This is a genomic window from Streptomyces sp. NPDC085900, from assembly GCF_044540925.1.
GTDB lineage: Bacteria > Actinomycetota > Actinomycetes > Streptomycetales > Streptomycetaceae > Streptomyces > Streptomyces gilvifuscus.
The window spans coordinates 742,186-754,609 of sequence record NZ_JBITSP010000003.1 but is presented as its reverse complement, the minus strand read 5'-3'; the positions used below and the strand labels follow the sequence as shown (position 1 = coordinate 754,609).

The window sequence follows — 12,424 nt, the reverse complement described above, 5'->3', positions numbered from 1 at the left end:
CGTTCACTCACAACCGGTGCGCCGCCCCCGTCGGCGTGGCCCCCCGCGTGTCCAGCAGCAGCTGTGCCTTCACCGACAGGCCCTGCAGGTCGTACGTGCGGTGCTGCTGGAGCAGGATCGTGAGGTCGGCGTCGGCCGCCGCCTCGTAGAGGGAGTCGGCGCGGGGGACCGGGCGGTCCAGGACGTTCCAGGACGGCACGTGCGGGTCGTGGTAGCTCACCGAGGCGCCCAGCTCCATCAGCCGGACGGCGATCTCGCGCGCCGGCGTGCCCTGTTGGTCGGCGAGGTCCGGCTTGTACGTCACACCCAGAAGGAGTACGCGCGCGCCCCGCGCCGACTTGCCGTGCTCGTTCAGGAGGGCGGCCGCGCGCTGGACGACGTAGCGGGGCATCTGGCTGTTGACCTGCTGGGCCAGTTCGACCATGCGCAGGGTGCGGCCGGCGGGGGCGGTCAGGTCCTGGGGGACGGTGTGGCCGCCGACGCCGGGGCCGGGGCGGAAGGCCTGGAAACCGAACGGTTTGGTCTCCGCGCAGCGGATGACGTCCCAGAGGTCGACGCCGAGGTCGTGACAGAGGACGGCCATCTCGTTGACGAGCGCGATGTTGACGTGGCGGAAATTCGTCTCCAGGAGCTGGACCGCCTCCGCCTCGCGCGGGCCACGCGCGCGTACCACCTTGTCGGTGAGGCGCGAGTAGAAGGCAGCGGCCGACTCCGTGCACGCGGGCGTGAGGCCGCCGATCACCTTGGGGGTGTTGGCCGGGGTGAAGTCGCGGTTGCCGGGGTCGACGCGGCTCGGGGAGTAGGCGAGGTGGAAGTCGCGGCCCGCGCGCAGCCGGGAGCCCGCTTCGAGGAGGGGGCGCAGCAGGCCCTCCGTGGTCCCCGGCGGGACGGCGGATTCCAGGACGACCGTGGTGTGCGGGCGCAGCTGGGCGGCGAGGGTGCGGGCGGCCGCCTCCACCTGGGTGAGGTCGAGCCCGCCGTCGGGGCCGCGCGGGGTGGGCGCGCAGATGACGGCGGTGCGCACCCGGCCGAGCTCGGTGGGGCTGGTGGCGTGCCGGAAGCCCCCCGAGAGCATCCGGCGCAGGTCGGCCGCGCTGAGGGAGCCGGCCTCCGGGCCGGTCCGGTAGCCGACGGTCGGGATGCCGGCGGCGACGGCGGCCTGGGCCAGGGGCAGGCCGAACGGGCCGAGTCCGATGACGGCGAGATCTGCGGGCATGGCGTGGGCCGTCCTTCCCAGTAACCGAAGCGGGACAGGTGCGCAAGCCCTGTGGACAGGACGGGCGAGCGCAATGTCAGACTAGGAGTAAATATGACCGTTATGCGGGATTGGTCGGCTGTGTTTTCCGGCCGTCCCTGGAAAGTTGTCCACAGGGTGGGAGGCCGCTGTGGCTGAAGTAGGGCAAGACGGTCAGAATTTGGGCATGGGGGGGTAGGACACGGGCTTCGCCCGACGGGTGCGGCCGGCGCTATCGATAGCGGGAGGCAGCAGTGAGGACAGCGACACTCGGACCGGCGCAGCGTGCCGAGTCACTGGCGGCCATGGCCGAGCGCGAACTGGACATCCTGGTGGTGGGCGGCGGGGTGGTCGGTGCGGGCACCGCCCTGGACGCCGTGACCCGCGGTCTGGCCACCGGCCTGGTCGAGGCACGTGACTGGGCTTCGGGCACGTCCAGCAGGTCCAGCAAGCTGATCCACGGCGGCCTGCGCTATCTGGAGATGCTCGACTTCGCCCTCGTGCGCGAGGCGTTGAAGGAGCGCGGCCTGCTGCTGGAACGGCTCGCGCCGCACCTGGTGAAGCCGGTGCCGTTCCTGTATCCCCTGCAGCACCAGGGCTGGGAGCGGTTCTACGCCGGCTCGGGCGTCGCGCTCTACGACGCCATGTCGATGGCCCGTGGGCACGGCCGGGGCCTGCCATTGCACCGCCACCTGACCCGCCGTCAAGCCCTGCGGGTGGCGCCGGCCCTGAAGAAGGACGCCCTGGTCGGCGCCCTGCAGTACTACGACGCCCAGGTGGACGACGCGCGGCACACGGCCACCCTGGTGCGCACGGCCGCCGCCTACGGCGCGCAGGTCGCCAACCGCGCCCGTGTGACGGGCTTCCTGCGCGAGGGCGAGCGGGTCGTCGGCGCGCGCGTGCAGGACGTCGAGGGGGGCGGCGAGTACGAGGTCCGCGCCAAGCAGGTGGTGAACGCGACCGGTGTGTGGACCGACGACACCCAGGCGATGGTGGGGGAGCGCGGCCAGTTCCACGTCCGCGCCTCCAAGGGCATCCACCTGGTGGTGCCGAAGGACCGCGTCAACTCCACCACGGGCCTGATCCTGCGCACGGAGAAGTCGGTCCTCTTCGTCATCCCCTGGGGCCGGCACTGGATCATCGGCACGACCGACACCGACTGGGACCTCGACAAGGCGCACCCGGCGGCGTCCAGCGCGGACATCGACTACATCCTGCAGCGCGTGAACTCCGTGCTCTCGGTGCCGCTCACCCGCGACGACGTGCAGGGCGTGTACGCGGGCCTGCGGCCGCTGCTGGCCGGCGAGTCGGACGCCACCAGCAAGCTCTCGCGCGAGCACACCGTGGCCCATCCGGTGCCGGGACTGGTCGTCGTGGCCGGCGGCAAGTACACGACGTACCGGGTGATGGCCAAGGACGCGGTGGACGAGGCGGTGCACGGGCTCGACATGAGGGTCGCCGAGTGCGTCACCGAGGACGTGCCGCTGATCGGCGCCGAGGGCTATCGCGCCCTGTGGAACGCGCGGGCCCGGATCGCGGCCCGGACGGGCCTTCACGTGGTCCGCGTGGAGCATCTGCTGAATCGGTACGGCACCATGGCCGAGGAGCTCCTCGACCTCATCGCCTCCGACGCCTCGCTCGGCGAGCCCCTGCAGGCCGCCGACGACTATCTGCGGGCCGAGATCGTGTACGCCGCCTCGCACGAGGGCGCCCGGCACCTGGACGACGCGCTGACCCGGCGTACCCGCATCTCCATCGAGACCTTCGACCGCGGCACCCGCAGCGCCCGGGAGGCCGCCGAGCTGATGGCGCCGGTGCTCGGCTGGGACAAGGACCAGATCGAGCGCGAGGTCGAGCACTACGAGAAGCGGGTGGAGGCCGAGCGGGAGTCGCAGCGCCAGCCGGACGACCTGACGGCGGACGCGGCACGTCTGGGGGCCCCGGACATCGTGCCCCTGTGAGGCGGCCGGGAAGCTGAGCCCGCATCACCCGAACGAGTGTCGCAGGGCGGGATCTGCGTTCGGGGCCGGTTCGTTCTACCAGGTGTGAGAACGAGTTCGGGGTGAACTCGGCGGCGTAGAGGGTCGGTTCATGGCCGGGAACCGCTGTCGCCGCCGGGTTGACGCACACGGCGAAAGCGAGTCGGGTGAGGGACGGTGGCTGCTGCGCGCGGGAAGGAGGTGAGGGTGCGGAAGCGGACGTTCCGGGTGCGCGGCGGCTCGCGAGGGGCCTTGGGCACCCTGGGCGCCGGGCACTTGTCGGGTGAGGGACAATGGGGGCTCTGTCAGGGCGGGTTGTATGAGGGGATCCATGTCGGAGGCGGAGCGGGCGGGGACATCTCGTCAGGAGACTCGTCAGGACAAGACCGAGCGTCTTCTCGCGGGGCGGTACCGGCTGGGGGCGGTGCTCGGCCGGGGCGGCATGGGCACGGTGTGGCGGGCCGAGGACGAGACCCTCGGCCGGACGGTCGCCGTCAAGGAGCTGCGGTTCCCGTCGAACATCGACGATGACGAGAAGCGCCGGCTGATCACGCGGACGCTGCGCGAGGCCAAGGCCATCGCGCGGATCCGCAACAACAGCGCGGTGACGGTCTTCGACGTGGTCGACGAGGACGACCGGCCGTGGATCGTGATGGAGCTCGTCGAGGGCAAGTCGCTCGCCGAGGTCATCCGGGAGGACGGCCTGCTCGAACCCAGGCGGGCGGCCGAGGTGGGACTCGCGATCCTCGACGTGCTGCGCTCCGCGCACCGCGAGGGCATCCTGCACCGGGACGTGAAGCCGTCCAACGTCCTGCTGGAGACCGACACCGAACGGGTCGTGCTCACCGACTTCGGCATCGCCCAGGTGGAGGGCGACCCGTCCATCACCTCCACCGGCATGCTCGTCGGCGCCCCCTCCTACATCTCCCCGGAGCGGGCCCGCGGCCACAAGCCGGGCCCCGCGGCCGACCTGTGGTCGCTCGGCGGACTGCTGTACGCGGCCGTCGAGGGCGTCCCGCCGTACGACAAGGGTTCCGCGATCGCGACGCTGACCGCGGTGATGACGGAGCCGCTTGAGGAGCCGAAGAACGCGGGGCCGCTGAAGGACGTCATCTACGGGCTGCTCAACAAGGACCCGGCGAAGCGACTCGACGACGCGGGCGCGCGGGCGATGCTCAACGCCGTGATCCACGCGCCCGAGCCGAAGGCGGCCGAACCGGAGCCGCTGGACGCGACGAAGGTCGTGCCGATTCCCGCACAGCCGGACGGGCCCGGCCGCAAGGGCGGTTCGGGCGGCTCCGGCGGCAAGCGGGCCGAGGACGCGGCGGAGAAACTGCGCGGGGCGTTCCGTTCCGTGCGCAAGGCGGCGGGGGCCGCCGCCGGTTCGGCGGCCGCCTCCCGCGACAAGTCGGGGACCGGCACGGCGACTTCGCGGACCGGCGGCTCGGGGAACGGCGCGACCGGCGCCGGGACCCGCGGCGGCGCGGCCGGGACGGCCACTCCGGCGAGCGGGGCGTCGACCCCGACGCCCTCGGTACCGTCGCCCGCCTCGAGGCCGGTCGCCCCGCCGGCGCCTCCGAAGAGTCCGGCCTCGTCCGCCAAGCCCGCGTCGTCCTCGTCGTCCTCGTCGTCCGCGCTCTCGGCCTCCCCGTCCGCCGCGCCCTCCGCCTCCTCCCGGGGAGCCTCGGCGACGGAGGGGTCGAGGACCCCGGCGGCCGGGGCGAACGACCGCGGCAGTGGCGGGAGTTCCGGCTGGCCCAAGCTGACCCCGCCCGATCTGCCCGACCTGCCGCCCCGGTCCGTTCCGCGGGCGCCCATCACCGACGTGGTGCCCAAGCGAACCCTGGTGATCATCGCGGTGATCCTCGCGCTCGCCGTCCTCGGGACCGTGCTGGCCCTCACGCTGGGCGGCGGCGGTTCCGACAACGGTGCCAAGCGGAGCGGCGGCAAGTCCGTCGCGAGCGCGTCCGCCAGCTCGAACACCAAGGAGGACAAGGGCGGCGGAACCGGCACGGGCAGCGGTTCCGAGAAGTCCCCGGCCGCCTCGGGCAGCGGCGGCACGCCCAGCAACAGCCCGAGCGCGTCCGGCGGCAGCGGTGCGGAGACCGGCGACGACTCCGGGGGCGCGGGCAAGGTGGCGAAGACCTACCACGGCGGCCAGGGCTACTCGATCGGGTTGCCCAAGGGGTGGGCGTACCAGTCGACCGGGGCCGCGGGCGACCGGTTCGCCGGCCCCGACGGACAGAAGCTCCTCATCGCCTGGACGTCCACGCCCAAGGGCGACCCGGTGGCCGACTGGCAGAGCCAGGAGCGCTACATGACGCGCTCGCAGTACCACCGCATTCGCATAGAGAAGGTGGACTACCGCGGCTGGAACGCGGCCGACTGGGAGTTCACCTATACGGAGAGCGGGACGAAGTACCGGACCATAGACCGGGGGTTCGTCGTCAACGACCATCTCGGGTATGCGCTGATGTACACCGCGAAAGCCGCCAACTGGGACAGTGACCTCCGTAAGGACACCTGGAAGACGCTCGCGAAGACGTTCGAACCCAAGTCGTAAAGCGACTGCCCCGGGTTTGGGCCGTGAGATCTGGCAACCCCTCTCTGCCAGTTGCCTCCGGCACGTATCGTGAAGGCTTGCGGACCGTACGCATCCAGGTGTGGGCTCACAACGGTTCGCAAGTCGAACGGAATTGACCGACCGGGCGGCCGAGGGAGGCACAGTGGACGACTACGCGGGCCGGGTACTCGCCGACCGCTACCGCCTGCCGCTGCCGCCCTCCGACGAGTACGAACTCACCGAGACCCGCGCCTTCGACACCTACAGCGGGCAGGAAGTCCTCGTCCGGCAGGTGCCGTTGCCGGAGGTCGTCGAGGCGGAGGTGCTCGACGCGGAGGGGCTGCCCGACGGATTCCAGGCCCGCAGGCCCACGGCGCGCACGGGTACACGCGGGCCGGCCGACCCCGCCGTACGGCGTGCGGTCGAGGCCGCCCAGGCCGCCGCCCGAATACCCGACCATCCGCGGCTCGACCAGGTCTTCGACGTCTTCGCCGACGGCGGGTCGCTGTGGATCGTGAGCGAGTCGGTGGCCGCGCGGCCGCTCGCCGCGCTGCTCGCGGAGAAGCCGCTCACTCCCTACCGCGCGGCCGAGGTCGCCTCCGACGTGCTCATGGCGCTGCGGGTGCTGCACGCGCACGGCTGGGTGCACCGCAACATCACCGCCCGCACGGTGCTCGTCTGCGACGACGGACGCGTGATGCTGACCGGCCTCGCGGTCGGGGCGGCGGAGGAGGCACTGTGCGGATACGACCCGGTGCCGGCGCCGGACGGAGAGACGGGGGCCGGAGGCCCGGGGGGTCTCGGTGAGGGCGGGAACCCGGGTGGACACGGCGGTTCGTACGGGCCGGGCGGCCCGGGTGGCTCGTCCGCGCCGGGCGGACTGCGTGCCGACGGCGGCCGAGGAGGCCCGCAGGGCGGCCACGGCGGCCCGGGCGGTCACCGGCCGGTCGACGGGGCCGGTGGGGGCGCGGGCGGGCTCGCCGTGTCCGGAGGGCATGCCGGTTCCGGTGTTCACGGAGGCCTGAACGCGCAGGGCGGCCCCGGCGGTGTCGATCCCGTCGCCGCGCGCAGCGCCGCCATCAGGGCGCGTACGGCCGGCGGGCTGCCCGGTGCCGAGCCGGACACGGCGGGCGGCGGCGGGACGGGTGCGCTCGCGCCCAAGGCGCTCGAGACGGGCGGGGACATCAGGGCCGCGCGGGCCGGCGCGATCGCCGCGTACCGCGCGGGCGCCCGTGCCGCGGCCCGGGTGCAGGAGGCACAGAACGGCCGGGCGGCCCTGCCCGGCGCGCGCCCGGCACCCGAGGAGGACCCCGCCGCACGGACCAACGGGTCGCCGTACCGGACCGGCGAGGAGCAGGTCCATCCCAACGGCACGGCACAGCCGTACCCCACCGGTGAAGGCGGGCCCGGCGGTCCTGTGCCGCCCGGGCAGATAGCCGACCCCTACGGGGTGGGCGGTGGTTCCTGGCACGGCGCGACTCCGCGAGGCGGCGCCGACGGCGGTGGGAGCCACGCGCTGCCGCACGGCGGCGACAGCGGCCAGGGCGGCGCCGGTTCGCAGGGAGCCGGGCCCGGCATCCCGCCCCACCTCGGTACGGCCCCGCCGGCCGGCCTGCCGAACGCCCCCGGCTTCGGTGCCTCACATGCGACCGACGTCCCCGCGCCGCGCGCCGCCGGACCGGCCGGCGGCGGTTCCGACGCGGCCCCCTCCGGTCCGGGCCCCGCCGCCTCCGGCACGTCGGCCGCCCCGCAGCCCACGGCCCGCTGGGGCGACCTGGTGGCAGGCACCCCCGCCCCGCCCCGCGGCCCCGCCACCGCGCTGGCCGCCGAGCGGGCGCGGCAGGCGCGGATGGCCGTCGTCGGGCCGGTGACCGAACGCTGGGCGCCCGAGCAGGCCGGGCCCGTGCACGAGAACTGGCAGCTCGCGGCACCGATCGGGCCCGCGACCGACCTGTGGGCGCTCGGCGCGCTGCTCTTCAGGGCCGTACAGGGGCACGCGCCGTATCCCGAGGAGTCGACGGCCGAGCTGGTGCAGATGGTGTGTGCCGAGCCGCCCGCCTTCGCCGAGGAGTGCGGGCCGCTGCGGCCGGTCGTCGAGTCACTGCTCCGTCAGGACCCCACCGAGCGGCTGGACTTCGAGGAACTGCGTGGCTGGCTGCGGTCGCTGGTGCGGTCGGCGCCCGAGCCGGACGCCGGCACGCACGTCGTCCCCGCGCCGCCCGCCGACGCCAGCCGGCTGCCCGTCATCCGGCGGCGGGGCGAGCTGGTGCGCAGGCGCCGGGCCGGGGTGCCCGCGACCACGCACGGACGGCACAAGCGCGCCAAGGAACAGGCGGGTTCGCCCCGCAGGCTGGGTCGCACCCTGCTGGTGCTGATCCTGCTTCTGCTGGCGGGCGCGATCGCGTACGCCATGCTGTTCATGCCCAAGGCGGGCGAGGACGGAGCGGCGGGCGGCGAGCGGACCGGAGCGACCGGCAACGCGACCCCCGCGCCCGAGCGCTCGGACCAGGGCGGCAGCCGGCCGAGCCCCGAGCGGACCTCGCCCACCCCGAAGCCGAGCCCCTCCCGGTCGTCCGGCTCCACCGAGCCGCAGACCACCGACCCGGCCGTCGCCCACGGCTTCACCCTGCGCAAGGACCCCGAGGGCTTCCGGGTCGCGGTGGCCGAGGGCTGGTCGCGGACGGGCAGGAACGCCTGGAACCAGGTGGTCTACTCGAAGGGCGCCTTCCAGCTCATCGTCGTGCCCGGACGGGACGGCGCGGTGACCTACGGCAGCGACCCGATGGCCTACCAGCGGGACAAGGAGCACGAACTGCAGCCGTACCGCAGCTCCAGCTGGGCCACCGCGACCGGCCTGAGGACCATCACGGTGGGCACGCGGGTCATGGCCGAGGGGCAGTTCACCTGGACCGACGGCAGCGGGCAGGACCTGTACGTGCGCAACCTCGCGATCCTCATCGACGGGCGCTACCACGTGGTGCAGGTGCGCGGTCCGGAGTCCCAGCGGGACCAGGTGACGAAGCTGTACGAGCAGGCGTACTCGACGTACACGTACACCGGTTGAGTCACCCTCCGTGACAGTCCGGTCGGTCACCGCAGAACAACCGTCACAGTGGTGTCACCTTGCCACCCCCATGGTTCCCCGCGGGCGGGCCACTCCTTAGTCTGACCCTGTCAAGACCATTGCGGGGCAACGTGAATCAGATGCAGGGCCAGCTTGTCGCGGGCCGCTACCGGCTCGCCGACTCCATCGGCAGCGGCGGCATGGGCCGTGTGTGGCGGGCGCACGACGAGGTGCTCCACCGAGCCGTCGCCATCAAGGAGTTGACCGCCGCTCTCTACGTCTCCGAGAGCGACCGGGAGCGGTTGCTCGCGCGCACGCGCGCGGAGGCCCGGGCGGCCGCCCGGATCAACCACTCGGCGGTCGTCACCGTGCACGACGTGCTCGAACACGACGGCCGTCCCTGGATCGTGATGGAGCTCGTCGAGGGCTACTCGCTCGCCGACGCCGTCAAGGAGCGGGGGCGCGTGGAGCCGGCCGAGGCCGCGCGCATCGGACTGTGGGTGCTGCGGGCGCTGCGCGCCGCGCACTCCGCCGGGGTGCTGCACCGTGACGTCAAGCCCGGCAACGTGCTCCTCGGGCACGACGGCCGCGTGCTGCTCACCGACTTCGGCATCGCCCAGATCGAGGGCGACACGACGATCACCCGCACCGGCGAGGTCGTCGGCTCGGTCGACTACCTCGCCCCCGAGCGGGTGCGCGGCCACGACCCGGGCCCGGCCTCCGACCTGTGGGCGCTCGGCGCCACGCTGTACACGGCGGTGGAGGGCCGCTCGCCGTTCCGCCGCACCTCGCCGCTGTCCACGATGCAGGCGGTCGTCGAGGAGGAGGCGGCCGAGCCCGAGTTCGCCGGACCCCTCGGGCCCGTCATGGCGGCGCTGCTGGCCAAGGACCCGGCCCGGCGGCCCGGCGCCGCCGAGGCCGAGCAGATGCTCGCCGAGGCGGCCGAGGGACGCCGGTCGGACGCGGCGCAGGCGTACGTGCCCACGCAGCATGCGGGCGGCCGCTACGAGACGCAGACCGGCACGGGTACCGGGCCCTACAACACCGGTACGGGTCCGCGGACCGGGTCGGCGACCCCGTATCCGCCGCTGACCGGACCCACCGCCATCGGGTCCACCGGTATCGGCCCCACGCCCGCCCACCCGAAGCGCCGGCGCCTGCGCACCTTCGTGCTCGCCGTCGCCCTCGCGGTGATCGTCGCCGGCGGTACGGCCGTGGTGCTGCAGAAGTGGAACGAGGGACGGCAGTCGGACGCGCGCGGGACCTCCGGGTCGTCCACGAGCCCGACGCCGTCCACGACGCCCACCGGCGGCTCCGACGGAACCGTTCCCGCCAACTGGCTGAAGTACAAGGATGACAACGGCTTCAGCGTCTATCTCCCGCCCGGCTGGAAGCGCACGGAGGTCACCGGCACCGGGGACGTCGACCCCGACCTGCGGCAGGTCGACTACTCGCCGGACGACGGCCGGCACTTCGTGCGCATCGCCATCGACACCTCGCCGGACTTCGCCGACGTCACGTCGCACCAGGAGGACCTGGAGCAGCAGCTCCAGAAGCTCGTCGGCTACCACCGCGTCCAGCTGCGGAAGAACCTCTACCGCGACCGGAACGGCTCGGTGTGGGAGTACACCTGGACCGCGCTGCCCAAGGACACCAAGTTCCCGGGGCCGCGGCGCGCCATCGAGGAGACGTACATCTCCCGCGACGGCGCCGAGTACGCGATCTACGTCTCCTCGCCCGCGGCCGACTGGGCGCAGTCCGCAAAGTGGTTCAAGGCGATCCTCCAGGGCTGGCAGGAGAAGACCGCGCAGTAGCGGGTTGGCCGGTCGGCGCCCCGGAGGCGGTCCGTCCGGTGCGGCATGATGGGGCGCATGGGGACCGAGGGGGCAGGCGTCCGTGTCATCGCGGGCCGGTATCGGCTGGGGACGCGGCTCGGGCGCGGCGGCATGGGCGTGGTGTGGCGGGCGACCGACGAACTGCTCGGCCGGCAGGTGGCGGTCAAGGAGATCCCCCTGGACGTGGACGACACCGCCTCCGAGGAGGAGGTCCGTCGCCAGCGCGACCGCGCGCTGCGTGAGGCGCGTGCGGTGGCCCAGCTGCGCCACCCGCACATCATCGTCGTCCACGACGTGGTCGAGGACGACGAACGCCCGTACATCGTCATGGAGTTGATCGACGGCGGCTCCCTCGCCGACCGCATCGCGGCGCGCGGCCCGATCGAGGCGGGGGAGGCCGCCCGGATCGGCATCGGTCTGCTGAGCGCGCTGCGCACGGCGCACGGGGCGGGCGTCCTGCACCGGGACATCAAGCCCGCCAACGTCCTGCTGGAGGCGGGCACCGACCGGGTCGTCCTCACCGACTTCGGCATCGCCCAGGTCGCGGGCGCCACCACGCTCACCGAGACCGGCTCCTTCGTCGGCTCGCCCGAGTACACGGCGCCGGAGCGGATGTCGGGCGCCAGGACCGGCCCGGAGTCCGACCTGTGGTCGCTGGGGGCGCTGCTGTGCACCGCCCTGAGCGGCGAATCCCCTTTCCGGCGCGACTCGTTGGGCGGCATCCTGCACGCCGTCGTCTTCGACGAGATCCGGCCGCCCGCGCAGGCCGCCCCGCTGCTGCCCGTCGTACGCGGTCTGCTGGAGCGCGATCCGGACCGGCGGCTGGACGCGGAGCAGGCCGAGCGGATGCTGCGCGCCTTCCGCACCACGGGCCGCACCCCGGACGCACCCCCGTCCGACTACACCCCCACCCAGCGGGACGTGCCCCGCCGGCCCCCGCTCCCCTCCCCGCCCCCGCCCGGGCCCACCCCGGAGCCGGCGGCGGAGAACCGGCGCTCCACCCGGGGCGTGCTGGTGGCCGCGCTGCTGGTCGCCGCGATGGCCGGGGCCGGGGTGTCGGCGGCGGCGCTGCTGATGCACCGGGGCGGCGGCGACGGGGGCGGTACGCCGTCGAGCACGGGAACCGGTACGTCGGTGAGCGCGTCGCCGACGCCGAGCAGCCGGCGCCCGTCCGCCACCCCGAGCCGGTCGGCCACGCCCACCCCGACCGCGAAGGGCCCCTCCGCCCCCTCCGGCTACCGGGTCGCCGACGACCCGGCCGGCTTCTTCCTCGCCGTACCGGAGTCCTTCACCCGCGAGCCGCAGGGGGAGCGGATCTTCTACCTGTCCCCGGGCGGAACCTTCCGGCTCGGCATCAAGACCGCCGACCCGCAGACCGGCGGCCCGCTCGCGGTGATGCGGCGTTCGGCCGCCGAGGGCCCGGACACCAACCCCGGCTACCACGACGGCAAGGTCACCGCGACCACGCACGCCGGACACCCCGCCGCCCTGTGGGAGTTCACCTGGAACGGCTTCAGCACGGCGGAGGGCCCCCGGCACACCTACGACCTGTGCTGGGAGGAGGGCGGCCGGATGTACGACGTGTGGGTGTCGGCGCCGGTCGGGAAGGTGCGGGAGGCGAAGGAGTACTTCGACGTGGCCGTGGACACCTTCACGGGCGGACGGTCGTAGGAGCTGTAGGTCACGGGTCTGTGACCGGAACCGGCCAATGCTGGATGTGCGGCCGGGTGGCGCGATATGGATGTCCTC

Annotated in this window: 6 protein-coding genes; 5 read left to right on the top strand and 1 reads right to left on the bottom strand. The window is 73.7% G+C overall.

All coding sequences use genetic code 11. The annotated features are described in order from the left end of the window. Window positions 1-7 precede the first annotated feature (7 nt). The gene (locus ACIGDI_RS12845) at window positions 8-1,216 is read right to left on the bottom strand and encodes a nucleotide sugar dehydrogenase (RefSeq protein WP_399894661.1); all 1,209 of its coding nucleotides are present in this window, start codon (window positions 1,214-1,216) and stop codon (window positions 8-10) included. A gap of 272 nt (window positions 1,217-1,488) precedes the next feature. Between ACIGDI_RS12845 and ACIGDI_RS12840 the strand changes: the two genes are divergently transcribed. The 5 genes from ACIGDI_RS12840 to ACIGDI_RS12820 all read left to right on the top strand — a co-directional run bounded on the left by ACIGDI_RS12840 (window position 1,489) and on the right by ACIGDI_RS12820 (window position 12,346). After that, on the top strand, window positions 1,489-3,195 hold the full coding sequence (locus ACIGDI_RS12840) for a glycerol-3-phosphate dehydrogenase/oxidase (RefSeq protein WP_399894658.1): 1,707 nt from the start codon (window positions 1,489-1,491) through the stop codon (window positions 3,193-3,195). A 349-nt stretch (window positions 3,196-3,544) separates the two neighbouring features. Next, a complete protein-coding gene (locus ACIGDI_RS12835) occupies window positions 3,545-5,776 on the top strand; it encodes a serine/threonine-protein kinase (RefSeq protein WP_399894655.1) in 2,232 nt (743 codons plus the stop codon). A gap of 163 nt (window positions 5,777-5,939) precedes the next feature. Further along, window positions 5,940-8,840, top strand: coding sequence for a protein kinase (locus ACIGDI_RS12830; RefSeq protein WP_399894652.1), 2,901 nt, complete (start codon window positions 5,940-5,942; stop codon window positions 8,838-8,840). Window positions 8,841-8,980: 140 nt separating this feature from the next. Beyond that, window positions 8,981-10,654 (top strand): serine/threonine-protein kinase, encoded by a 1,674-nt coding sequence (locus ACIGDI_RS12825; protein WP_399894649.1) that lies wholly within the window; start codon window positions 8,981-8,983, stop codon window positions 10,652-10,654. Window positions 10,655-10,711: 57 nt separating this feature from the next. Continuing rightward, window positions 10,712-12,346 (top strand): serine/threonine-protein kinase, encoded by a 1,635-nt coding sequence (locus ACIGDI_RS12820; RefSeq protein ID WP_399894646.1) that lies wholly within the window; start codon window positions 10,712-10,714, stop codon window positions 12,344-12,346. Window positions 12,347-12,424: the final 78 nt, after the last annotated feature.

Coding starts and splice junctions, on each gene's coding strand:
- ACIGDI_RS12845 (WP_399894661.1), bottom strand. CDS start 1,216: ATGCCCGCAGATCTCGCCGTCATCGGACTCGGCCCGTTCGGCCTGCCC.
- ACIGDI_RS12835 (WP_399894655.1), top strand. CDS start 3,545: ATGTCGGAGGCGGAGCGGGCGGGGACATCTCGTCAGGAGACTCGTCAG.
- ACIGDI_RS12825 (WP_399894649.1), top strand. CDS start 8,981: ATGCAGGGCCAGCTTGTCGCGGGCCGCTACCGGCTCGCCGACTCCATC.
- ACIGDI_RS12820 (WP_399894646.1), top strand. CDS start 10,712: ATGGGGACCGAGGGGGCAGGCGTCCGTGTCATCGCGGGCCGGTATCGG.